The organism is Bacteroides neonati (genome assembly GCF_000499785.1).
In the GTDB taxonomy this organism is placed as follows: Bacteria; Bacteroidota; Bacteroidia; order Bacteroidales; family Bacteroidaceae; genus Bacteroides; species Bacteroides neonati.
On sequence record NZ_HG726023.1, the window covers coordinates 340,905 to 364,737 of the forward strand.

The 23,833-nt window shown below is 38.6% G+C and carries 20 protein-coding genes and 1 pseudogene; 15 read left to right on the forward strand and 6 right to left on the reverse strand.

All coding sequences use genetic code 11. The annotated features are described in order from the left end of the window. Positions 1-10: 10 nt before the first annotated feature. The 3 genes and pseudogenes from dnaA to TY03_RS14100 form a co-directional block, all read right to left on the reverse strand. Positions 11-1,432 carry a chromosomal replication initiator protein DnaA gene (gene dnaA / locus TY03_RS14090; RefSeq protein WP_042371067.1) on the reverse strand — a complete coding sequence of 474 codons (1,422 nt, stop codon included), beginning with the start codon at positions 1,430-1,432 and terminating at the stop codon, positions 11-13. 344 nt (positions 1,433-1,776) lie between these two features. Further along, positions 1,777-2,673 carry an MlaD family protein gene (locus tag TY03_RS14095; protein ID WP_042371069.1) on the reverse strand — a complete coding sequence of 299 codons (897 nt, stop codon included), beginning with the start codon at positions 2,671-2,673 and terminating at the stop codon, positions 1,777-1,779. Positions 2,674-2,691: 18 nt separating this feature from the next. After that, positions 2,692-3,976, reverse strand: a pseudogene (locus tag TY03_RS14100) (N-acetylmuramoyl-L-alanine amidase family protein). Positions 3,977-4,042: 66 nt separating this feature from the next. On the opposite strand from TY03_RS14100, the gene TY03_RS14105 reads away from it, so the two are divergent. The 9 genes from TY03_RS14105 (at position 4,043) to TY03_RS21520 (ending at position 11,953) form a co-directional block, all read left to right on the forward strand. Beyond that, positions 4,043-4,939, forward strand: a complete 897-nt coding sequence (locus TY03_RS14105) for a bile acid:sodium symporter family protein (RefSeq protein ID WP_042371072.1) — start codon at positions 4,043-4,045, stop codon at positions 4,937-4,939. A 179-nt stretch (positions 4,940-5,118) separates the two neighbouring features. Next, entirely contained in the window at positions 5,119-6,312 is a 1,194-nt protein-coding gene (locus tag TY03_RS14110) for a site-specific integrase (RefSeq protein ID WP_042371075.1), read from the forward strand. 102 nt (positions 6,313-6,414) lie between these two features. Next, on the forward strand, positions 6,415-7,338 hold the full coding sequence (locus TY03_RS14115; RefSeq protein WP_042371076.1) for a hypothetical protein: 924 nt from the start codon (positions 6,415-6,417) through the stop codon (positions 7,336-7,338). Between the two features lie 118 nt (positions 7,339-7,456). After that, a complete protein-coding gene (locus TY03_RS14120; RefSeq protein ID WP_042371077.1) occupies positions 7,457-7,744 on the forward strand; it encodes a helix-turn-helix domain-containing protein in 288 nt (95 codons plus the stop codon). Positions 7,745-7,749: 5 nt separating this feature from the next. Beyond that, complete coding sequence (locus tag TY03_RS14125; RefSeq protein ID WP_042371078.1) at positions 7,750-8,799, forward strand: AAA family ATPase; 1,050 nt, start codon at positions 7,750-7,752, stop codon at positions 8,797-8,799. Positions 8,800-8,885: 86 nt separating this feature from the next. Continuing rightward, positions 8,886-9,842: a toprim domain-containing protein gene (locus TY03_RS14130; RefSeq protein ID WP_042371080.1), complete on the forward strand. Its 957-nt coding sequence runs from the start codon at positions 8,886-8,888 to the stop codon at positions 9,840-9,842. 145 nt (positions 9,843-9,987) lie between these two features. Beyond that, positions 9,988-10,356 carry a MobC family plasmid mobilization relaxosome protein gene (locus TY03_RS14135; protein ID WP_042371082.1) on the forward strand — a complete coding sequence of 123 codons (369 nt, stop codon included), beginning with the start codon at positions 9,988-9,990 and terminating at the stop codon, positions 10,354-10,356. Beyond that, entirely contained in the window at positions 10,322-11,242 is a 921-nt protein-coding gene (locus TY03_RS14140) for a relaxase/mobilization nuclease domain-containing protein (RefSeq protein WP_042371084.1), read from the forward strand. The genes TY03_RS14135 and TY03_RS14140 overlap by 35 nt, the downstream gene beginning before the upstream one ends. A gap of 18 nt (positions 11,243-11,260) precedes the next feature. Further along, positions 11,261-11,953, forward strand: a complete 693-nt coding sequence (locus TY03_RS21520; protein WP_052332498.1) for a hypothetical protein — start codon at positions 11,261-11,263, stop codon at positions 11,951-11,953. A gap of 806 nt (positions 11,954-12,759) precedes the next feature. Here the strand turns inward: TY03_RS21520 and TY03_RS14150 are convergent. Then, entirely contained in the window at positions 12,760-13,689 is a 930-nt protein-coding gene (locus TY03_RS14150; RefSeq protein ID WP_230201980.1) for an IS4 family transposase, read from the reverse strand. 157 nt (positions 13,690-13,846) lie between these two features. Between TY03_RS14150 and TY03_RS14155 the strand changes: the two genes are divergently transcribed. From TY03_RS14155 to TY03_RS22220, 3 genes are read left to right on the forward strand one after another with little or no spacing between them, the layout of a single operon-like run. Then, a complete protein-coding gene (locus tag TY03_RS14155; protein ID WP_042371086.1) occupies positions 13,847-14,170 on the forward strand; it encodes a hypothetical protein in 324 nt (107 codons plus the stop codon). Next, entirely contained in the window at positions 14,163-14,849 is a 687-nt protein-coding gene (locus tag TY03_RS14160; protein ID WP_052332499.1) for a hypothetical protein, read from the forward strand. The genes TY03_RS14155 and TY03_RS14160 overlap by 8 nt, the downstream gene beginning before the upstream one ends. Before the next feature lie 28 nt (positions 14,850-14,877). After that, positions 14,878-18,009 (forward strand): esterase/lipase family protein, encoded by a 3,132-nt coding sequence (locus TY03_RS22220; RefSeq protein ID WP_052332500.1) that lies wholly within the window; start codon positions 14,878-14,880, stop codon positions 18,007-18,009. Positions 18,010-18,471: 462 nt separating this feature from the next. On the opposite strand, the gene TY03_RS22480 is transcribed toward TY03_RS22220, so the two are convergent. After that, positions 18,472-18,621, reverse strand: a complete 150-nt coding sequence (locus TY03_RS22480; protein WP_154663600.1) for a hypothetical protein — start codon at positions 18,619-18,621, stop codon at positions 18,472-18,474. A 298-nt stretch (positions 18,622-18,919) separates the two neighbouring features. On the opposite strand from TY03_RS22480, the gene TY03_RS14175 reads away from it, so the two are divergent. The 3 genes from TY03_RS14175 (at position 18,920) to TY03_RS14185 (ending at position 23,087) form a co-directional block, all read left to right on the forward strand. Then, on the forward strand, positions 18,920-19,315 hold the full coding sequence (locus TY03_RS14175; protein WP_042371087.1) for a VOC family protein: 396 nt from the start codon (positions 18,920-18,922) through the stop codon (positions 19,313-19,315). Positions 19,316-19,770: 455 nt separating this feature from the next. Then, the gene (locus TY03_RS14180) at positions 19,771-20,307 is read left to right on the forward strand and encodes an HD domain-containing protein (RefSeq protein WP_042371411.1); all 537 of its coding nucleotides are present in this window, start codon (positions 19,771-19,773) and stop codon (positions 20,305-20,307) included. Between the two features lie 89 nt (positions 20,308-20,396). Further along, on the forward strand, positions 20,397-23,087 hold the full coding sequence (locus TY03_RS14185; protein WP_042371088.1) for a putative LPS assembly protein LptD: 2,691 nt from the start codon (positions 20,397-20,399) through the stop codon (positions 23,085-23,087). A gap of 81 nt (positions 23,088-23,168) precedes the next feature. On the opposite strand, the gene ung is transcribed toward TY03_RS14185, so the two are convergent. Continuing rightward, a complete protein-coding gene (gene ung / locus TY03_RS14190; protein ID WP_042371089.1) occupies positions 23,169-23,831 on the reverse strand; it encodes a uracil-DNA glycosylase in 663 nt (220 codons plus the stop codon). Between the last annotated feature and the right edge of the window lie 2 nt (positions 23,832-23,833).

Consider the following 23,833-nt stretch of genomic DNA (forward strand, 5'->3'; position numbering starts at 1 on the left):
TCATTATAAACTAATTTCCTTTTTTCTTAAGTAGGGTCTGTATGTTTTCGATGTCTGATCGAAATGCTTTATCGACTTCACACTGGCCTTTAACTGTTTTGCAAGCATGTAGTACGGTAGCGTGGTCTTTGTTTCCTATGAATTTACCAATTTTAGAAGTTGAGAAATCGGTATGCGTTTTAGCCAAATACATCGCCACCTGGCGCGCTTGAACAACTTCTCTTTTTCTTGATTTCGTATGGATGGCTACCGGCTCCAAGTCGAAGTGCTTGCAAACAGTATTGATAATATCATCTATGCTGATAGAGCGAGCCTCATTGCGTACCACCTTACGTACGATACGTTGCGCCAAGTCCAAGTCTATTTCTTTATTATAGATGGTCGAGTGGGCCATGATTGAAATAACAATACCTTCAAGGTCGCGAACGCTCTCATTTACATTTTCGGCGATGTAGTCAATCACTTCGGCTGGGAACTCCAAGCCATCGCGATGAATCTTGTTGCGGAGAATGTTTTTGCGCAGTTCCACGGTTGGTCTTTCCAGTTCGGCTACCATTCCCCACTTAAAACGCGTCAGAAGTCGTTCCTCCATACCTTGCAATAGTACAGGTGCGCGGTCGGAGGTTAGTATTAATTGCTTGCCGTTTTGATGTAGGTGATTAAAGATATGGAAGAACGTATTCTGTGTTTTGGTAACACCTGCAAATTCTTGAATATCATCAATGATTAAAACATCAATTGTTTGGTAGAAGTTGATGAAATCGTTCGTTGTATTATTTCGAACGGAATCGGTATATTGTACTTGGAATAAGTGAGCCGATACATATAAGACCCTTTTCCCTGCGTATAATTCTTTGATTCTGGTTCCTATAGCATTAGCCAGATGTGTTTTGCCTACTCCCGATGCTCCATGCAGAAACAAGGGATTGAATACGGTTTTAGCCGGGCTTTGAGCCACTGCCTCAGCTACACTACGTGATAGTTTATTGCTATATCCTTCTATGAAGTTTTCGAAATTATAATCAGGATTCAGATGTGGATCTAAATCTTGCGGAGCCGGTGCTTGTAAAATGTTCGGAGCTTTATTCCCTCCACCGCGAATAACGCTCTTTTGTGGTACGGCCATAGAACGGTTGCTGGCTTCAAGGTTTACCGTTTGGTTCGGTATTGAAGTCCGGTCTACCATGACGTTGTACATCAACTTGGTACCATCTCCTATAACTTTATACAACGTCTTACGTAGCAAGTCCACGAATTTATCTTCCAGAAATTCATAGAAAAACTGGCTCGGTACTTGTACGATTAACGTTCTGTCCTCATATTTTAATGGTACGATGGGAACAAACCACGTTTTAAACGTCGACTCAGGAACATTGTCTCTAATGATTTCAAGACAGCGGTTCCATAGCCCGACATGATTGGATTCACTCATAACGGCTCTAATACATTTATTAATTAAGCAAAACTTCTACTACTATGCAAATTTGGGAATCTTATTCGAGAAAAACAAATCCTTTTTTTTTGCGTTTCTTGTTTAAAAGCCAACTGTCAGATAATCAACTGATTAAATCGTTTATGCAAAACTGTTAAAGTAGTTGTTGTTTGCTTTTGTGCAAGTTGTTGTTTGTTAGTATATTATCTCTTTGCGAAACACTTTTTAACGCATTCCATGTCGCTTAGACTTTCCTTTTTTTTAGTCTGTTGATAGGATTCTTAGCGTTTCTATTTTACTTTTTTAGATGGTTGTTATTTATATGAAATCTAAATAATGAAGTTTTATTGTTTGTCTTTCTTTCCGAAAAGAGAAAAGTGCACATATCGTTTGGGGTGTGCTTTTAGATCCTCTAATAAGCTTGCAGCATTGATACTTGTTGCATTTAAATTATTATACAATTGAGGGTCATTCAGAAGCAGCCCGATGGTGTTATCCTTGCTGTTTAGCTTATCGGTTGCTAACTTCACATTGGCGATGGTTGAGTCTATTCTGGCGAAAGTGCCGGCATAGTTTATCTCTTTTAAATTATTACTGATTACTATAAAGTTGTCTCCAATTGTATTTAGTTTTCCTGTTAGTTGTGGAATATCTTCGCTAAAGACATGAGCCATTTTTCCACTTGCTACTTCGAGGTTTGCAGTAATCTTTTGGAGCGAGTGTAAACTTGCAGGGATACTTGAATCGCCTAAGATTGCATTCAGAGAAATCATAATGGAATCTAGTTTTGGCAATATTTGTTGCACTTGCGGCATTATTTTGGCTACATCTTCCATCATGCCATTGTTTAGACTTCCTTGAATTGTGTCGCCTATTGCATACTTTTCGCGCGGATTGTTATTTAGTAAGATATTCATTCTTACACCGCCCATCAGCTCCGAAACTAGTTCGGCTGTGCTACCTTTGGGGATACGAAGGTCCGTGTCCAGCTCTACCTCTACGATAACATTGCCGGGTTGTGTGTAGTCGTAAGCTATGTCGCGTACAATACCTACCCGAACTCCGTCGGCGTATACAGGGCTTGATTTTGCGAGTGCATTTACATTATTGAATTTCACATAAAAATAGCTAGCCGGCTTGAACATATTAATACCTTTCAGGTAATTAATCCCGTAAACCAATATACATAGTGCTACTATACCAGCAATTCCTATTCGAACTTCTTTTGTGATATACTTCATTATTCTAATCTTTTATTTTTAGTTCTTTTTCTTTTTAAATTCATTAATGGCAGTGTGGATATTCATCTTCTCTCCGTTTTGAAAGGCGATGATGAAGGCATCTTTAAACTGCGCAGCGATGTTACGTCTTGTGCGTAATACCTTATTATAATCGGGCGAGGCTCCATAGGTGTACTTGAATATTCCTCCTTCTTTATAGTACTCCACATCTTTGAGTCCTTTGAGGCGTTTGTCATTTTTGGATAGCGGGCTCGATGAGGTGAGTATTTGTATTTTAAACGTAATGATGTTGTCGTTTGTTGCGCTCTCTACTACAATCGGACGAGATACTTCTGCTGTTAATTGACTAACGCCAGTCGAGCTGTCATTCTTTTCTACCTCTTCATATACGGCCACCTGCGTGGCTTCTTGCTTGGGTTGTAGCGAGTCTTCGTTGTCAGCCGGAATAATAGTGCGGCTGGCTCCGGTTAAGCGAATTTCGTGTTCTCGTTTGTAAGTTAGAAAAGCACGATGGATACCGCGTGCCAGATTATTGGTTCCTTCTTCCGTGTTGAGATAGCGTTCTTCTTCTGGAGTCGAAATGAATCCTAATTCTACCAAGATGCTCGGCATTGCACTTGCTTTCAGAACCAGGAAACCTGCTTGGTGTACTCCCCGGTCTACTCGTTTGCACGAATGGCGAAATTGTTTTTGCACCAATGAGGCCAGATGAACGCTTTGCTCCATGTATTTATCTTGCATAAATTCGAAGATAATATACGATTCGGCAGAGTTGGGGTTGAAGCCGGCATATCGAGTCTTATAATCACTTTCATAAAGAATTACGGAGTTTTCGCGCTTAGCTACCTCCAGGTTGGCGTCCGATTTGGCAAGACCCAATGTCCATGTTGATGCTCCTGTGGCCGTTTTATTCTTTGCCAGCGCATTGGTGTGTATTGATATAAATAGATCGGCGTTGGCCTCGTTGGCTATTTCGGCTCGTCGGTCTAGGGGGATAAATACGTCTTTGCTGCGTGTATAAATCACTTTCACATCGTCGGAACTCTGCTTAATTAAGTTTCCCAGCCTAAGCGCCACTTTGAGATTGATATTCTTTTCTTTTGATATGCGTCCCACCGCACCTGGGTCGTGTCCTCCATGGCCGGCATCTATAACGACAACAAAGTCTTTTGCCCATGCCTTGCTACCATGAAGCGGAAAAACGAGCAGGCATAGGAAAATAAGTCTGTGTAATATGTTCAATCTACGTAGTTCCATATCTAAAATAATGTGCAAATGTAGTAGAAATTTGCCGAAAACTCACTATTTGCGGTTAAGTTTTGTGTTTTTTACCATAACTTTGCCGTGCTAATTTTAAAACGATGCAATGATGTTGAAATTTCTTAAAGATTGGACATTGCCTATTGCCATGTTAATCGGTGGGGTGGGTTATCCACTATTTACAACCCTCTCTTTCTTGACTCCGGCCCTTATCTTTGTTATGCTGTTGCTTACTTTTTGTAAAGTGTCTCCGCAAGAACTCCGGCCGAAACGTTTGCATTTGTGGTTGCTTTTGATTCAGATATTCGGTGCATTGGTGGTTTATCTATTGCTTTATCGTTTTAATAAGATATTGGCCGAGGGGGTGATGGTTTGTGTTATTTGTCCTACTGCAACGGCTGCTGCCGTTATTACGAGTAAGTTAGGGGGAAGTGCTTCCAGTTTAACTACCTATACCTTGATTGCCAATATTGGTGCCGCCATTGCGGTGCCTATTCTTTTCCCGTTGATTGAGGCCAATCCCTCTCAAGACTTCTGGAGTGCTTTTACGGTTATTCTAAGTAAGATTTTTCCGTTGCTTATTTGCCCTATTTTTGTGGCCTGGTTGTTGCATCGTTTTTTTCCAAAGGCGCATCGAATTTTATTAAGCTACCACGAGCTGGCTTTTTACCTATGGGCTGTTTCTCTGACTATCGTCACTGCTCGAACCATTGCTTCGCTTATCAATGATTCGGCCGATGGGCAAACGGAAATATTGATCGCTCTGGGTTCTTTGGTCGTTTGTTGTTTGCAGTTCTTTCTAGGCAAAACATTGGGAGGTTTGTACAATGATCGCATCAGTGGAGGGCAGGCATTGGGACAGAAAAATACAATTCTTGCCATCTGGATGGCACATACTTATTTGAATCCGCTTTCTTCGGTTGGTCCGGGGGCGTATGTATTGTGGCAGAACATTATCAACTCGTGGCAGTTGTGGAAAAAGAGAAAGAAAGAGGGTAGTAAATGATATAAAAGTATTTGATTAATAGCATTTTGTGTATATTTTGTTTTTTTGCTTAATTTCTTTCTTGTTTCTCTTCTTATTCCTATAAATTCCTTTATTTTGTTACCAGTTTGTTACTCGTTTATGCTTGAGTAACAAAATAAACCCCTATATTTGTGTCGGTAACAAAATAGGGATATAAGATGGCAAAGAAGAAACAAGAGGCTAAACTAAAGGAGCCTGTGAAAATTAGGTTTAAACAGCTTGCTAATGGTAATCAGTCTATTTATTTAGATTACTACACTGGTGATGTGATAAGGAAAGAAAACTATGTTGGTGGTAAGCGGCAATATGAGTTTTTGAAGTTGTATCTAATGCCGGAAAAGACAAGAGAGGATAAGTTGAAGAATGAAACAACGTTGGCTCTTGCTAAGGCTATTCAGAGTAAACGTATCGTAGAACTACAGAATGATGCTCACGGCTTTCAGAATAACAATAAGTCCAAAGCCAATATTATTGACTACATCGAAGAGATGAGAACGCAGGCAAAAGAGCGTGGCAGTCTTAATTATTGTAGCACAATGGGAAATGTAGTGCGGGAGTTGAAATTATATAGAGGAGATTGTATTGCTTTCAAAGATGTAGATAGAGACTTTCTGGGTGGTTTTGTTGACTTTCTGAGACAAGCAAAGAGGGCAAGTAAATTTGGATTGGAGAAAGGTGGTGGTATTCTTAGCAATAACTCTATTGTAGCTTATTATGCTGTTGTAAGAACCGCTCTCAATCGTGCCTTTCAAGATGGAATTATTAATATTAATCCTACAGTTGGATTTGATTTTGCTGCTAAAGTTAGGGCAGAAGCAAGTAAAAGAGAATATCTGACGATTGAGGAAATTAAAACACTGATAGCTATGCCATGTAAATCCGAAATAATGAAGCAAGCTTTTCTGTTTAGCTGTTTGTGTGGATTACGAGTTAGTGATATAAAACGACTAACATGGCAAAATTTGCAGAGAAGCGGTGATAAGGTTCGGATAGAGATTACAATGCAAAAGACGAAAGAGGCTATTTATCTTCCAATATCAGATGAAGCCTTGAAGCTGCTACCTGAAAGAGGAGAAGCGAAAGATAACGAGGTGATTTTTCCCTTGACTCATCAAGGAACAGTAAACAACGTCTTGCAAAAGTGGGCAAAGGAAGCAGGGATAACGAAGCACATTTCGTTCCATGTTGCACGCCATTCACATGCTACAATGATGCTTACCTTGGGTGCAGACCTTTACACTGTTAGCAAATTATTGGGACATAAGAATATTGCAACTACTCAAATCTATGCCAAGATAATTGATAAAAAGAAAGATGAAGCGATAAGTCTCATTCCTAATTTAACAGATTAAAAGTTTAAATTACAATGTTATTTTTCTATATATTTTCCTTTTTGAACTTGTTTCTTGTTTATAGAATGTATCTTTGGGACTAAAATAAAGACATAGCACATTATGGATGAAGAATTAAATAGAGTGAATGATGCATTTAAAGCTTCGTTTGATCGTATACAACGTATCTTTGATTTGTGTATAGCTCCTGTTTACGAAGCTTTAGTTGATAGAGTTTTTCTTAACTGTCGCTATTATGGTCTGGCAGAAACGATTGAGTTTGAGAAGAAGGAATATAATAGAATATCAAAAGAACTGATAGAAATACATGTAAGCAATCCGGTATTGGTCGATCTTCAAAGATATTACGCTGACCCTGAATTCTTTTGGGAAAGTGGTCTGTTCGAATATTTACAACCAGCAGATAAACGCAAGTATCGTACCTATCTTCACACTCAATTTGATTATTCGAAATACGTACAAAATAACACTTTCTATGATAATGAATTGCCCTATTTTTCTGTTATAGTAAAAGTTGTTGCATATGAAAGATTTCTTGATTCTTTGCGTATACGCACACAAGGAATACTTGGTGAGATAGAAGGGTTGAATGGAATGGTTCCGGTGGCTCTCGAAATTCCAGCCAAACCAAAAGTCGAAACCGATAACCCATTTGAGCAAAGTTTCATAAGTGTACAGCTGAACCTAATGGCTGAATGCGCCAATGAGGTAAAGATGTTTAATGCTATGGTTACTCATGAAGATTGGAAAGCAATATTCGATTGCAAGCCCAATAATATTTTGAAATCAAAGAATAATAGGCTACTTGCGTACTTCTTTTCTAGCCTGAGCAACCGTAATCTGATTACCGGAAATTGGCAATCGGTCATTGCCAAATACAAACTGTTTTTAGCTTCTCAAAAGAATGACTATCTGAATTGCAATGATTTAGCTAATGCAAACGCTAATAATAAAGATGTGCAACTATCGTATAAATACACAGTCATAGGCAGATATATCAAGCAACTACAAAAAACTTTAGGATAGTCTAAGACCTAAAACATCCTCAATTCACTATCAAGCTTATTCCCAATACATTTGCCCCCGTTAACGAGAAAATAACGGGGTGCGCACCCCATTTGTTTAATTTCAAATTATTACTCAAATGGACAAAAGTCTTGAATTACGAGTTTCAGAACTCGAACAGTTGTTATTCTATTCAAAGAATGTACTTAGCTTCGAGGAAGCAAGTCGATTTCTTCATCTGTCTAAAAGTTACCTGTATAAACTTACATCGGGTAATTTAATCCCTCATTACAAGCCGCAAGGCAAGATGCTCTATTTTGAAAAAGTGGAGTTAGAAGCGTGGCTACGTCAAAATCCAGTAAAGACACAGGCACAAACAGCCCAAGAGGCAGAGCAATATGTATCTAACCATCCATACAAGAAGTAGCAGTTATGGAAAACAAGAAAGAACATACTTCTGAAGAACTTGCCGTTTTGTGGCAATCCGCTCGGCTGAAAGTTACGGATGAATATAAAGTAGCCCCTGAAATACTCTGGGCGCATGGCTCATCCATTGGGACACTGGGCAACTTTAGTGCATCAACTGGGAAAGCCAAAAGTAAAAAGACATTTAACGTATCCGCCATTGTGGCGGCTGCGTTGAAAAATGATGAGGTGCTACGCTATGTAGCCGAACTTCCTCCAAGCAAGCGTAAACTACTTTATGTGGACACAGAGCAAAGCCCGTTTCACTGCCAAAAGGTAATGAAGCGTATCTTGCGTTTAGCAGACTTGCCAGCAGATATACATCCTGAAGATTTGGAATTTCTCGCTTTGAGGCAGTACAACCCTGAAGATCGTGTAGGAGTCATTGACCATGTTATCAACCATATGAATGGTTTGGGTTTGGTGATTATAGATGGAATCCGTGACTTGATGTATGACATTAACAATCCGAGTGAAGCAACTATTCTGGTGAACAAGTTGATGCAATGGACAGACCAACATCAAATTCATATCCATACTGTTTTGCACCTTAACAAAGGGGATGATAACACGAGAGGGCATATTGGTACGGAACTGAATAATAAAGCTGAGACGATTCTTCAGATAACCAAAAGTGACATGGACGGTGATATTAGCGAAGTGAAAGCAATGCACATTCGTGACAGAGAGTTTGAACCGTTTGCGTTTCGTATCAATGATGAAGCTTTACCGGAATTGGCAGAAGGGTATGTGATAGAAAAATCCAAAACACAAAAAAGGTTTTCTTATACAGAGCTAACAGAAGCCCAGCACCGTGAAGCGTTGACAAACGCATTAGGCGACCAACTAATAAGAGGTCATCAAAATCTGTTGGACATATTGCAAAAGGGATATGTGACTGTGGGTTTTGAACGTGGTAGGAACGTTATTCTTGATCTTAAAAAGTTCCTTGTCTATAAGCGCATGATAGTGAAAGAGGGGAAAGGATATAAATACAATCCCGAATTTCACTATTAAAAATGGGTACGGTTTAGTTGGGGTGCCTATAGATGGTAACAGACTAAACCTATCACCAATTTATCAATTCAATTAATTTTAAGAATATGACAATTAGCGAATCTAAAAATATAGCATTGGAAGATTATCTGCATAGTTTGGGCTTTAGCCCTGTAAAGCAGCAAGGAAATAATCTTTGGTATAACTCCCCCTTTCGTACCGAAACCGAAGCCTCATTCAAAGTAAACCTATCTCGTAACGAATGGTACGATTTTGGTTTAGGTAAAGGTGGTAACATTATTGCTTTAGTATCGGAACTTCACGGAACGGATAGCGTGCCGTATTTATTGCAACGGATAGCGGAGCAAAGTCCTGCTGTTCATCCCGTCTCTTTTTCTTTTCGTCCGAAAGCCTCTTTGCCGAGCTTTCAACAGTTGGAAGTTGAGCCGCTTACCAATCCGGCGCTTTTGACTTATTTGCAGGAAAGAGGTATCAATATTGAACAGGCGAAAAAAGAATGTAAGGAGTTGCATTTCGCGAATAATGGTAAATGGTACTTCGCTATCGGTTTTTCTAATGTTGTAGGGGGTTACGAAGTGCGGAATAAGTATTTCAAAGGCTGCATCTCTCCCAAAAACATTACGCATATCCGGCAAAAAGAGCCGCAAGAAGCATGTTGTGTGTTTGAGGGGTTTGTGGATTATCTTTCATTTCTTACTTTGCGGCAGAAAAGTTGTCCGAGCTATCCAGACCTTGATAAGCAAGACTATCTTGTTCTGAACTCTGTTTCTAACCTCTCCAAAGCTTTGGAGCATTTGGGGAGTTACGAACGTATTTATTGCTTTTTAGATAACGATGTGGCAGGAATCACCACCCTGCAAGAGCTTCGCGAGGAGTACGGTTTACGTATTCATAATAGCTCGCAGAAGTACGGGGAGTACAAAGACCTTAACGACTATCTATGCGGCAAGAAGCAGGAGCAGCCAGTACTCCAAGTGCCATCTGTTGAGCGGAAAAATGAACAACCGATACCCTTGAAACGGAGTAAAGGCAGAAAGATGTAATCTACCATAGTATAAACCATGCGCCAACTGCGGGTAAGCCAACTAACGATAGCAAGGTTATGGAAATGTATACATTTCCGCTCCTTGCTTTGCCTATGGCAAAGGGAAATTACTCCCGTTGGTCGCAATTTCAAGAAACAACCTTATGGATAAAGATAGACAACCCCGATCGGGGATTAACAAGAATAGAGTACGTATCGTGAGTGCCCGTTTCTCCGAACTGGAGTACCAGGCATTGCAGAAACGACGGAAAGATGCAGGGGTATCTCTTAGCAGTTTCACTCGTTCTGCAATGTTAGCAGGCAAGGTGGTGCAGCGCATCAGTAAAGCCGATGCTGACACTTTGCGTAAGTTAGCAGGAGAAGCAAATAATCTCAACCAGTTGGCGCATAAAGCCAATGCTGGAGGATTTGCGGGAGTGGCAACCGAACTGATAGCATTCAAGAAGAAAATAGTAACTATCATAAATCAGTTATCCGATGATTGGCAAAATAAGCAAAGGGGCAACTTTTAGTGGTTGCATAAACTATGTATTGGGCAAGGAGGGTGCGGAACTGTTAGCATCGGATGGAGTGCTGACCGAAAATCGTTCTACCATAATCGACTGCTTTCAAGCACAGCGCATGATGAAGCCGAATATCCGGCAACCAGTCGGGCATATCTCGTTAAGCTATGCTCCTGAAGATTCTTTCTGCTTGACCGATGAACTCATGGTGAAGTATGCGATGGAATATATGGTGAAAATGAGTATTAAAGATACGCAGTATATCATAGCACGACACAGCGACCAAAAGCATCCACATATTCATTTGGTTTATAATCGTGTAGATAATAATGGGCAGACTATAATTGACAAGAACGATCGTTATCGCAATACGCAAGTTTGTAAGGAGTTGAAAGATAAATATTCCCTTTACTTTGGGAAAGACAAGGACAGAGTGCGTACCCATCGACTGAAAGGCAAAGATAAAACTAAATACGAGATTTATCATGGAGTCAAAGCATCATCGGTTAAGGCAACTGATTGGAAGCGGTTTAGTGACTTGTTAGCAAGGCAGGGCATACAGACTATTTTGAAGTATAAGGGGAAGAGTGATACTTTGCAAGGAGTTTCATTTACTAAAGAGGGTATTACGTTCAAGGCTTCGGAAGTGGATCGTAACTTTAGTTTTGCTAAGTTAGATAAACTGTTTGAACAGAATGGCTGTATTCAACAAGCAGAGAATAAGCAGCCTTCTTCTGTTTACCAAGAGCAGGCACACTCTTTTTTCGAAGATGCTGTGGAGGGTATTACACAAGGTTTGGGAGGTCTATTTACTCTGTCATCTAATCCTGTAGAGGATAATCCTTACAATCCCAATTTGAGAAAGAAGAAAAAGAAAAAAGGAATCAGGTTTTAATTATTAAAAGTAGAAAATATGAAAGATAATAATTCAGTAAATGAAATGAGCTTGGTGTTGGATGGTATGTCAAATATGCTTTCTGATATAAAAGTGTTGTTGGAGGAACGCCCTTTAAGTAGTGGTAATGAAGATTTAGCATTGCTATCAGACCGTTTGAGCTTGCTTCAACAAGATATTCAGGTATTCAAAGATAAAACGATAGTCAATCACCAAGATTGGGAGGATTCACTAATCGTTGTCCAAAAGTACATTGCAGCATTACAGGTGTGCAAGAATATGGTGAAGACGAGAGCTGATGTCTTTGCTGAATTACAGCGTATAGCGGAACAGGTAAAGCGATTGGAACGAATCACCGTTTACAAGTGTCATAGCTTTGAATTGAAGACTTCTCGTCCGTTCTTTTTTCAAATAGGGCTGATTCTTGTAATCACGGCTCTTATTTGCGGAAATGCTTATCAGCTCAAGAAAAGCCACAAGTTGGAAGATAATGATTTAAAATATCGCCATATTCTGATGCGTGGTGGTATTAATGGCGGTAAACTTGATACGTTAGAAATCTGTTTTAATAGAAGTCGGAACTATGAACAAATCGATATTATTCGTGAAGAGGTGGAAAACTTTGAATATAGGTCAAAGAAGGTTGCAGAGAAGTTAGAACAGATTAGGCTGCTAAATCAAGAAGCAAAGATTTTACAAAAAGGAAATTAAAAAGATTACTCGCTTATGCAGAAAAGTTGTGCTTGCTGATATATTAAGCTCAATTTTTGTAATTTTTTCTTGAATATCAATACAAAAGAAGACTATTTAGTGTGCATATATGTGTCTCACTTTAGCTATCATACAGCCAATGCCAGTATTCCCAGAAAAAAGTGAAATAAAAAAATAGGTGTTGAAAATATGATTATTGATCACTTTATTCCCAGCTTTTAAGTGATTGTACATCGGTGTATATAGATGATGTCTACTTAATTAGCTCATTTTTAGTTTTTTATTTTAGATATAATAGATACTTATTGTACATGAGAAATTAGTACTTATCGACCCGTTATTGTCTATCTTTGCAAAAGATAAAAAAAACTTAATGAAGTAGTACTAACATTATTTATTTTAGTTCTACTGGATCTGCAAGTAGCCGCACAGAGTATAACCAACAATTCGATAGAACTTGGTTGCCAATTTTACGGGCTACCAAGTTCGGATAGTAAGAGCTTCTATGGGTAGGATAGTTAAGTTTGGTTATGATATTGTTTAACTAGTGTCCCATTAAAATTGGGACGAATTAAAAATTAAATAAACTTGACCCATTGGGTCCGAATCGCTCTTTGTCATTTTGAAATTTAGTATTATCAAAAGAGGTCTTTCAGGTGAGTTTTATCGGCCAATGAGATGCTCAGTATTTGTAGCACTTCGTATGTACTTCTGTCCAGTTGCATATCGTGCTGAATGATTGCCACTAAACAGTAAGTGCATATTGCAGCATATATCTGTATTCGAACAGCATTCTCTGTAGTACCCTAAAATCTTTTGATTTTAAGATGCTGCTTGAGCCATTTGAAAAACATCTCTACCTGCCAGCGGTTTTTATAAAGTTCGGCAACTTGAAGTGCAGATATATGCGTGGCATTGGTTATGAATGTAAATTCTCTTTCTTGTTCTTCATCCCAATATTTGACCAGTCTAAGTGGCTCCGGATAATATTGTTTAGGATAGAATCCAGTCAGAAGTACACTTACGTCTGAAAGCACATTCTTAGGGAGCCTACGTTTCCATTGAATAGATTTGTATTGAAGGTTCTTTTTTTGCTCTGACAACGAAGTAGGCTTCAATCTGATGAATCTTATGTAGCATCTTGAAGTTGTTATAACCGCGGTCAAGATATAATAAGAGTCTGGTTCATAAGGAATTTCATTCATTGCTTTAGAATCGTGTACGGATGCTTCCGTGATATGAAAGAATGCAGGGATCTGTGTTTCTACATCATATAATGTATGCACTTTGATACCACCTTTCTTCTTGCGGAATTTAGCCCACCAAAAGACTGAAAGACACAGGTCAATAGTTGTCGAATCAAAAGCATAAACGTTGCCACTAAGTTTGAAAATATGATTAACACGCTTTTGTCGTGCTTCGCTAACTAGGTAGTAAGCGTGTTCTTCAAAGATATGATCGTTTCTATCTTGATGTGCTCGTGCCAGCGATGATTTTGATACGTTTTTACCCATTCCTAAATGATAACATTTGGAATGATGAGCTTCAAGAGCAACTATCAAATCTCTCAGACTTTCACGATTAGAAAGTTGATCGAACATCAAAGCAAGTGGTTGATTCCAGCAAGTGAAATGCTTTATATAGCGATTCCCGCGATACTTGTCGACAATACGTCGAAACTTATCCTCGTTCAAGAATAAGATTAATTGGGAAAGCACATATTTCTCTTTATTCATTGCAGTCTTTTATTGGGCTGCAAAGGTGTAAGTTGAAAACGTCGCGCTTTAAAAATCTGTGTAACTAACTAAATTTCAAATATTTCAAAGAACTATTTTAGGTTTTAATGGGACAGTAATGTTAATGGGATATTAATGATTTTAAAACTTTATTGATATGAAAAAGACAATGAGTATTTTACTATTTATGGCATTATTCGCCGTAGTTAGCTCCTGCAAAGAAGATGAGATTATTTTGGAAAATTCTCAAGCAAATGAGATTTTGAGTAGATCAATCAATGATTTTTCGGATGTTTTATCTGATGAATACAAAAGCAAAATTCAATCCGACAAGGAGTTTATGCTTATCGACCAGATTATCTTCCGAGACTCTATGTATTTATTGAATTTGAGTGCAAATGAAGCAAAAGATCTGTGTATACCTGATAGTTTATATGCCTTTTACCTCCAGTTAGTAACCAATCTTAATAAAAATGAATAGAATCAAAACATATTCTTTATATGGTATCGCAATCTTATTTGTTTTAACAAGTTGCAAAAAAGACCTCTTCGAGATACTATTTCCTAAAAATAAAAGTTTTGTGGAATGTATGGTTAATGGCGAAAGAGCTTATGGCGAAGGACTAAGAGGTCCTTTTGAGCCATACGTCAACTTTCACATGAATTATTATTACAACAAGAAGGATACTTTTACTTTTAATATAGAAAAGTATATTTTTCTTGAGGATAACAAACGTTATTTAATTAGCCTTTCTGTTTGTCGAAAATCCTTACCAGCTATCGGTGAAAAAATGTATTTTAGTAAAAATGTATATTCCAATAAAGATTATATGTTTGAAGATAACAGCTTTATCGCAGCCATCGAATCTTACCCTTATTTATATGAATGTACGGATACCTTAAAGCTTCCTGAATCAATAAGAAAAAAAAGACTTTCGATAAGGACAACGAAGGCCACTGATGGTTACATAGAGTTCACAAAATTAGATATAGTGAATGGCCATATATACGGAAAATTTGAATTTGCAGCTGAAGCAACCAGTGAAATTATTGACGGAGTTATTATAGCGAGCTCTGTAAAGCAAGGACATTTTGAAGGATATCACTTGGAGTGTGACAAAACCTTTTATCAGGCTGGACTTCCTGAAATAATTTTCTAGAACATCAACATCTTAAGAAGCTACCATTATGAGAAAAACTTTGCTTATTTTATTCTGTCTGATTGCAATATCAGCATTTTCACAACAGGTTGAAGATAATTCTGATATTAGAAATTGGCTGGACAAAACGTTTAATAATATTGATAAGAAAAAAATTCCGCACGGCATTCTAAGAGACTATGCTTTCGAGCTAGCCGATTTAGATATGTATAATGGAAGAGAACTAAATGATAGTAACTACGTTAATAGGATAGCGTTTGAAAATATATTGAGAACGATACGCTCTGGTACTGTTGGCACAAAATCTTTTGATGCAAATATTATTTTGGCAAATCAATACTCACGCTCTGCACCCGGCAAAGGTGTCATAGGAGTTGCTTTGTATCAATACTCACAAATTCGTGCAGATGCTCTTTCTAATAAACTTATTAGATACGAAAATAATCAGGTTTTTGATAACAATATAAACGGTGTATGGCAGAATCCGTATCAATCAAATTATACTTTTGGATTCTCAGCACAAGACAGCCTTTTGTATGGTAATTCAATTCACTATACCTTCTCTGCTGATCTTTGGAAGAGCAATGTCATAACAAGTAGCATGGCATTTGATGCTGGCGATGGTAGAGGCTACCAGGAGATCTCAATTGGGGGTAGTTTGTTGGTCACTTATGCGCAAGGTGGCATTAAACATTTAAGAATGAGAATACGGCTGCAAAATGGGACTTACTTATACTCCCACAGTCTTGCAAAAGTAATTGCAGATGATGTAATCACGAGAGCTGAAGCTTCATGGATACTACCGGACAAGACAGAAGATATAACCGCCTCTACCTCATATGATGGTGTATTTGCTAAAGGAAGAATTTCTTATTTGTATTCTACTAATAGCCCTAATAAACTAACTAAACCACTTATCGTAATGGAAGGGTTTGACCCATTGGAGTTCGCACCAGAGGATAAACAAGCCTATTTATATGATAAGAAATACGGAAATACTAACCTGAATTTCTTTATAAATTCTTTGAGACGTAGCGGCTATGCTTACAATAAATTGAGAGCTGAATATGACATAATTTATATTGACATGTTTGAATGCAAAGATTACATACAGGCAAACGCCAATTTATTAAAAACTGTGATAGAAAAAATCAATCAAGAGAAACTCGCAAACGGATCTACAGAAAAAAACATACTAATAGGACAAAGCATGGGAGGGCTTATAGCAAGATATGCTTTAAAGAAAATGGAGAATGAAAACCGTATACACGATGTTTCTTTACTTATTTGCCATGATACTCCACACCTTGGAGCAAATGTACCATTAGGCGTGTTGTATGGTTTATATGGTTTACAAAGCTTTCTTCATAATAAAGTGCTTATTGACCTTATCGCAGATACAGGAGATATAAATAATAAAATTCTTCCAGTATTACGGAGCAATGCAGCTAAACAGATGCTAATAAATTATATTGATAGATATGGGAATTTAGATAATTCGGTGCATAATACATGGCAAAAAGAGCTTTCTATGCTTGGGTATCCACAAGGAGATAATGGCTACAAAATGAGAACTATAAGCATTAGTAATGGACAGACAGCGGTTACTAGAACAAGTGATTCTTTCCTCTTCGTCGATGGGAGTATATCTACGAAATTTTTAGGCGATTTTGTTTTGAATCTGTTTGGAGCACAATACCCCGTGCAAAGTACAATAGGTACATTTTCACAAGATTGGATAGTGTTTTCATTGGGCCTTTTACCAGGAAGTGACAAAATCTCAGTTCACTTTGAGATGAATCCAGGATATAACAATAACACCATAGCGGACATGTATTTTAGATATACGAAGAAGTTTATGTGGATAGCCAACATGCGGAGAACTATTTTCTCATATAAAAAAACATGGCCTAGCCCAATGCTGACATACGATCTTATGCCAGGCTCGTACTACTCCTATGGTAAAGCGCGAAACTCAGTAGAGAACTCTGAGGATTCTGCGAAATGGTTTAAACCTTTCTTGAAGTATAATCTGAAAATTTCATCTACAGATAAGATTATGTTTATACCTACTGCAAGCTCTTTGGATATTGGTGAAGGTAAAGTTCCTCTTACAAAAGAGGATTATAATAAAAAGTACTTAATGGATATTCCACCATTAGCACCCAAGCACACACCGTTTGATGCATTTTATATAACTAACGGTTCAACTATGCATATCTCTTTTGACTATGATATGCTAAATTGGATGATAGAACAAATGAAAACTATGGCCGATGGCCCGGCAATTGGCTTTACCGGTAGCCAATATACCATACGAAATAATACGGATAATTATTCTGTATCCTGGAGTTCTTCTGATGAGTCAGTTGCGACAATAAATAATTCGGGAGTACTAAATGTTAAGAAGCATGGCTATATTACACTCACAGCGACATGTACCAAAAATAATATTGAGAACAAGTTTCACAAACAAATTATGACAAAATTTCCATCATTTGTTCTTGATAGAGAAATAAACGGAAATTATATAGTTAAAGCACGGTGTATTGACCTAGGGGCAGCTCCCTACCTTAAATATATAAAATATGAATGGGCTCAAAAAAGTGCAAATAGTCAAAGTGGAACTCTTTATTGGGACGAAAGTTTGACACCTGATTATACAGTTGGTAGTCAAAGAATCACCAATAAACTCTCTGTTTATATGAGACCTGTTAGCACAGAAGACATGAAAGGTGACCCCATATTTATAAGCTTTGATGCAACATTTCCGCTTAGTATTGAACCTTACAATTCTATTGTTGAATTAAATAAAAACTCATATCTTGACGACGAATTTATTGAGGTCTTCCCGAATCCAAATTACTTAAACAAAGATGATTTAATGAAAAATGAGGAGTTCAAAATAGAAAAAGTCGCTTCATCAGTAGGGAGTACTCAATCGAGGCGATGGGTAGTCGTAGGTCCACCTTCTATTAACTTCCGCCTTTATCTTAAAGATCTTTTTGGAGAACGTGAGTTAAGAAGTTGGTATAGTAGTGGCTTTCAAGGTCAGCATCCAGGTGAATTAACAAGAATAATTTGGATGTATAATAAACATAATCGCTTAGTACATCGTACCGTGCTGAGGTTAAGGTATAATAGCGGGTATTCCTGGTAATCGGAACTATCAAGAACAGATCCATCAAAAAGAATATGGGAATTTTATCCTTCACCCTTTTTTAGGAGATAGGTATTTCTCTTTCCCATTGCATAATCCTTTTAATTTATTCCCGTGATATCTTTCTTCCAGTAGCTGTTCGAGCGGAAAAGAATCACGGGAATTCACATAGGCAACCGGAACGATTAGGAGCAGATCTATGCAAGGCGAATACGGGGCTATACTTTATAATTGTAACCTTAATTACAAAAAAAATGAATATAAGACAATTAAAACAAACACATACAATCGTTTAGGAATAATTTAGGATAAACAGAATCAATCAAATCTCATCTCCCAACTAAAAAAAATGAAACGAATGTTTTGCGGAATTGGCAGGTTCATTGAACGGGCTGGCGTTTTTCAACAAAATTAAAAAGAGCCACTAGGATCAGATTATGGTAATATCCCAATATTACAAGTTTAGTTTATCTTTTTGTTTATATAATCAAAACGAACTAAACCTATTGCTGTTTTTGGGTAGTTAAGAAAGGTGCTGGCAAAAAGAAAAATAGTTTGTTTTTCTTTTTGCCAGTATTCTGCTTTTTTGTTACTTTTGTTTCTGACTTCCATCACAAACTATTTTTCTCGTTTTTTTGTTACCATTTTGTTACTTGATTGTGCCTGATATATATGTATATATTTGATAGTTAGCTGTATGTGTGTTTTTATGTATACTCTGTGGCAGAATATAATCAATAGCTGGCAACTCTGGAAGAAGAGAAAGAGTGAGGCGAAGTAGTAATCGCATAAACTCCAGCTAAGCATTGATGGATTTTATGTGATTGGTTACGCCGATAACTAAAGGAATTTTTGTACATTTGAAACAATTACAGCTACTCATCAAATTTTTAATTAAAAACAGAATCGTATGAAATTTAGCAATGTACGGATTTTAGTCAAAGACTATCGCAAATGTTTTGAGTTCTATACCCATCAACTGGGATTGGAAGCTGCGTGGGATGTGGGAGAGTGTTATGCTAGTTTTAAAGTAGCAGATGGGATAGAGGGATTCGCCATATTCACGTCTGATCTGATGGCGCCGGTTGTTGGAAATACAGATAAAATGCAGCCCATTGGCCTTCGTGAGAAATCGATGATTTCTTTTGAAGTCGATAATGTGGACGAAAGCTATAAAAAATTATCAGCTAAAGGACTTAAGTTTATCAATGAACCCATGGATATGCCCGATTGGGGAATGCGTGTGGTTCACTTGTACGATCCGGAAGAGAATTTGATAGAGTTATTTACACCGCTAGCTACATAAGGATATTTAAAAAATATTATTCTGGCAAGTGCACGCAAATGATTGTTGGAGTCGGAGGTGTTACGGAAAATTCAATGGGTGAAATTGGTAAATACACAAGTATCACTATCGTGTTGAGTCAATTATTTAACAAAAAACGGTTTTGATAAAAAGTGGAAAATGATGATTGGTTTAAAGTTGTAATACTTTATAATTTACTGTAAATCAATTATTTAAATGTGTTTTTAAAGCATTCGATCTTTCTCGTTTTCTTTGTTTACAAAACTAGTATATTAACAGAGCGTTAAAGACGTACTCTTGGTGTCAATGAATACGTATTCGTTGACACCAAAAGTACGTACTTTTGTGCAGTAGGAAAAATGGATTATTTGTACATTAACTTCGATCAATAGATATTTTTTAGTAATATTGCACGGAAATAATCATTTAGTAATTACCTAAAGCAGTGAATGAAGATGAATCCTGTTGAACTGATCTCGACCTATTATCCGGAAGAGAATGAACGTAAGCATATCTTGTTGAAACATAGTGAATCGGTAGCCCAAAAAGCGATTTCGATTGCCGACCATCATCCCGAACTAAAATTGGACACAACGTTTCTGTATGAAGCTTCGATGCTCCATGACATTGGTATCTTTCTGACCAATGCACACGGCATTTATTGTATGGGTACGCATCCCTATATCTGTCATGGTTATCTGGGTGGTGAGTTGGTGAAACGTGCCGGCCTCCCTCGGCATGCATTGGTTTGCGAACGCCATACGGGAGCGGGAATTTCTTTGCAACAGATTATAGAACAAAACCTCCCCATCCCACACCGCGAGATGATTCCTGTAAGTCTTGAAGAACAAGTAATCTGTTTTGCCGATAAATTCTTTTCTAAAAGTCATCTCGATCGGGAGAAGACGCCCGAAGCAGCTCGAAAAAGTATCTCTAAATATGGAGAAGAGGGTCTTGAGCGGTTTGACAGATGGTGTGAGCTCTTTTTATAGCACCTAAAAAATAATTAAAAATAAAGATTCGCACGTATTATTGGTGAAGATTGTGTACTTTTGCTCCTTCTAGCGTAAACTATTAGTTAATGACGCCATTGAAAGCAAATACATTTATATCATTTATACTACTATTTGTCTTGCTGATGTTTCCCTATGAGGTTATGTCTCAACGGAGAAAGAGTAGGGAAGCTGTTGCAAACGGCTTACAGACAGATACGTTGAAAGCAGATACATTGCGTACGGATACGCTGTCTCTGACACCTCAGGCGAAGAAAAAGCAACCGTTGGATGCTCCGGTTATTTATTCGGCGAACGACTCTATTGTCTTTACCGAAGGAGGATATGCCCACCTCTATGGAGATGGAAAGGTCAACTACGAGAAGATAGAGCTGGGGGCGCAAATCATCACGATGAATATGGATAGCAGCACCGTTTATGCACGCGGTATTACCGATTCGCTGGGTGTTGAAACGGGTAAACCGATATTCAAAGACGGAGAAACTCCCTATGACACCAAAGCGATCCGCTACAACTTTAAAACGAAAAAAGGATATATCAATAATGTCGTTACCCAACAGGGCGAAGGATATGTGGTAGGCAATAATGCCAAAAAAGGTGCCAATGACGAACTCTTTATGCAAGATGGTAAATATACCACTTGCGATCATCACGATCACCCCCACTTTTACCTTCAACTGACCAAAGCCAAGGTACGTCCCAAGAAGAATGTAGTAACCGGACCTGCTTATCTGGTAGTCGAGGATGTGCCGCTTCCGCTGGCTGTTCCTTTCTTCTTCTTTCCTTTTTCGAGTAGCTACTCTTCGGGTTTTGTCATGCCTACCTATATGGACGATTCCTCACGTGGGTTTGGTTTGGCAAATGGTGGATATTACTTTGCGGTAAGCGATCTCGTCGATTTGAAACTTACCGGAGATATCTTCACCAAAGGTTCATGGCGACTGGGGGTAGAGTCGAACTACAACAAGCGTTATAAGTTCTCGGGTTCGATTCTGGCCGACTATCAAATTACTAAGCTGGGCGATAAGAACATGCCTGACTATTCGGTGGCTAAAGACTTTAAAGTTGTTTGGAATCATCGTCAGGATGCTAAAGCAAGTCCAAACAGCACGTTCTCGGCTAGTGTAAACTTCTCTACCAGTAGCTACGAACGTACTAATATCAATAATCTGTATAATTCGAATCTGTTGACTCAGAATACTAAAACCTCGAGTGTCAGCTATTCTCGTAGCTTCCCCGATCAAGGGCTTACGCTTTCGGGAACAGCCAATATTGCTCAAACCATGCGCGACTCTTCTTTGTCGATGACATTGCCCGACCTCAATATCACCCTGAGCCGTTTGTATCCGTTTAAACGCAAACATGGTGTCGGTTCCGAGCGTTGGTACGAAAAGATTTCATTGAGCTATACCGGTCGTATGACCAATATGATCAAAACCAAAGATACGGAATTGTTCTCATCGGGTTTGGGTAAGTGGGAAACGGCTATGAATCACAGCATCCCTATTCAGGCAACATTTACGCTCTTTAAATATTTGAACATCTCACCCAGTGTGAACTATACCGAACGTTGGTATACCCGCAAGATAAATAAAGAATACGATGATACGAGAAACCAATGGGTAACTCAACCTGGCGATACATTGCGTGGCTTTTATCGGGTGTCTAACTACTCGGCTTCAATAAGTATGAATACCAAGTTGTATGGTATATATAAACCTTTGTTCATGAAGAAGAAGGAGATACAGATTCGTCACGTATTCTCTCCACAGGTTAGCTTTAGTGGTGCACCCGGGTTTACCCAATACTGGGAAAGTACAATCGATTCGGATGGTCGTGAGCAATATTACTCTCCTTTCGACGGACAACAGTTTGGGGTAGCACCTCGTGAGAAACAAGGAACCGTGTCGTTCGATGTTTCCAATAACCTTGAAATGAAATTTAAAGCGAAGAATGACTCCATAAAGAAGAGAAGCTTGATCGATGAACTCGGAGGTGGTATTTCGTATAATATGGCCGCCAAGAGACAACCATGGAGTGACTTAAGCTTGCGCTTGCGCTTGAAGTTCTCGAAGAGCTATACGTTTAATCTGAATACATCATTTGCCACGTACGCCTATACGTTCGATAAGCAAGGTAATGTAATTGTAGGCGATCGCACCGAATGGTCGTATGGGCGTTTTGGGCGTTTCCAAGGATATAACTCTTCATTCAATTATACCTTTAACAATGACTCGTGGAAGAAATGGTTCGGTTCCAAAGACGAAGCTGATAAAGATAAGAAGAATAATGAGAATGCAGATGGAGAATCGGGTTCGGGCGACAATGTGGATAAAACGGAGAAGAAAGTCGAAAAGGCGAAAGCTGATACTGACGGTTATCAGGTCTTTAAGATGCCATGGTCGCTGAGCTTTAATTATGGATTTGGCTTCCGCGAGGATCGTTCGAAACCTATCGATCGCACCTCAATGCGCTATCCGTTTACATTTACACAAACGCTCGGAATTTCGGGAAATATTAAGCTTTCCAACAATTGGACAGTCAACTTTACTTCGGGCTATGCTTTTGAAACCAAAGAAATAACGCAGACCTCTTTGACTATTTCGCGCGATTTGCACTGTTTCAATATGTCGGCCAGTCTTTCTCCTTTTGGTCGTTGGAAATACTATAACTTCACTTTCCGCGCCAATGCAAGTATTCTGCAAGACTTGAAGTGGGAGCAGCGAAGCCAAACGCAAAGCAACATACAGTGGTATTGATATAAAAAGACCGAGAGTTGAACATTACGATGCATTGCATACTAAATGTTCAACTCTCGGTCTTTTGTTACTATTCGTCTTTTACCAGTTAATTTCTTTTTTTCCGTGTGCTTTCAGGTATTCATTGGTTTTGGTGAAATGTTTGTTGCCCCAAAAACCATTGTGAGCCGAAAGCGGAGAGGGGTGGGCGGAGCATAGCACGAGATGCTTGTTCCGATCAATAAATGCTCCCTTCTTTTGTGCATAATTTCCCCATAAGATAAATACCAAATGTTCTTTGCCTTCTGCCAATGCGCGAATAGCAGCATCGGTAAATTCTTCCCAGCCACGACGTTGATGCGAACCGGCTTGGTGGGCACGTACGGTTAGCGTAGCATTTAGCATCAATACCCCTTGCTCTGCCCAGCGAGTCAGGTTGCCCGTTGTGGGTGCATCAATGCCTATATCGCTTTTAATCTCCTTGAATATATTGACCAATGAGGGGGGGAAGGGAATACCGTCATTGACCGAAAAGCATAACCCATGTGCCTGTCCGGCTCCGTGATAAGGATCTTGTCCGATAATAACCACTTTGGCTTTATCGAATGGGCAGAGATTGAAAGCGTTAAAGATCAGTTTCCCCGGAGGATAAATAGCGTGTTGACTATATTCGTTCTTAACAAACTCGGTTAAGGTGCGAAAATAGTCTTTCTCAAATTCCGGCTGTAGGTGAGCTTTCCAACTCTCTTCTATCTGTACATTCATTA

Coding starts and splice junctions, on each gene's coding strand:
- TY03_RS14095 (WP_042371069.1), bottom strand. CDS start 2,673: ATGAAGTATATCACAAAAGAAGTTCGAATAGGAATTGCTGGTATAGTA.
- ung (WP_042371089.1), bottom strand. CDS start 23,831: ATGAATGTACAGATAGAAGAGAGTTGGAAAGCTCACCTACAGCCGGAA.
- TY03_RS14135 (WP_042371082.1), top strand. CDS start 9,988: ATGGATAAAGATAGACAACCCCGATCGGGGATTAACAAGAATAGAGTA.
- TY03_RS14130 (WP_042371080.1), top strand. CDS start 8,886: ATGACAATTAGCGAATCTAAAAATATAGCATTGGAAGATTATCTGCAT.
- TY03_RS22480 (WP_154663600.1), bottom strand. CDS start 18,621: ATGGAAGTCAGAAACAAAAGTAACAAAAAAGCAGAATACTGGCAAAAA.
- TY03_RS22220 (WP_052332500.1), top strand. CDS start 14,878: ATGAGAAAAACTTTGCTTATTTTATTCTGTCTGATTGCAATATCAGCA.
- TY03_RS14110 (WP_042371075.1), top strand. CDS start 5,119: ATGGCAAAGAAGAAACAAGAGGCTAAACTAAAGGAGCCTGTGAAAATT.
- TY03_RS14125 (WP_042371078.1), top strand. CDS start 7,750: ATGGAAAACAAGAAAGAACATACTTCTGAAGAACTTGCCGTTTTGTGG.
- TY03_RS14180 (WP_042371411.1), top strand. CDS start 19,771: ATGAATCCTGTTGAACTGATCTCGACCTATTATCCGGAAGAGAATGAA.
- TY03_RS14120 (WP_042371077.1), top strand. CDS start 7,457: ATGGACAAAAGTCTTGAATTACGAGTTTCAGAACTCGAACAGTTGTTA.
- TY03_RS14185 (WP_042371088.1), top strand. CDS start 20,397: ATGACGCCATTGAAAGCAAATACATTTATATCATTTATACTACTATTT.
- TY03_RS14175 (WP_042371087.1), top strand. CDS start 18,920: ATGAAATTTAGCAATGTACGGATTTTAGTCAAAGACTATCGCAAATGT.
- TY03_RS14160 (WP_052332499.1), top strand. CDS start 14,163: ATGAATAGAATCAAAACATATTCTTTATATGGTATCGCAATCTTATTT.
- dnaA (WP_042371067.1), bottom strand. CDS start 1,432: ATGAGTGAATCCAATCATGTCGGGCTATGGAACCGCTGTCTTGAAATC.
- TY03_RS14150 (WP_230201980.1), bottom strand. CDS start 13,689: ATGAATAAAGAGAAATATGTGCTTTCCCAATTAATCTTATTCTTGAAC.
- TY03_RS14140 (WP_042371084.1), top strand. CDS start 10,322: ATGATTGGCAAAATAAGCAAAGGGGCAACTTTTAGTGGTTGCATAAAC.
- TY03_RS14115 (WP_042371076.1), top strand. CDS start 6,415: ATGGATGAAGAATTAAATAGAGTGAATGATGCATTTAAAGCTTCGTTT.
- TY03_RS21520 (WP_052332498.1), top strand. CDS start 11,261: ATGAAAGATAATAATTCAGTAAATGAAATGAGCTTGGTGTTGGATGGT.
- TY03_RS14105 (WP_042371072.1), top strand. CDS start 4,043: ATGTTGAAATTTCTTAAAGATTGGACATTGCCTATTGCCATGTTAATC.
- TY03_RS14155 (WP_042371086.1), top strand. CDS start 13,847: ATGAAAAAGACAATGAGTATTTTACTATTTATGGCATTATTCGCCGTA.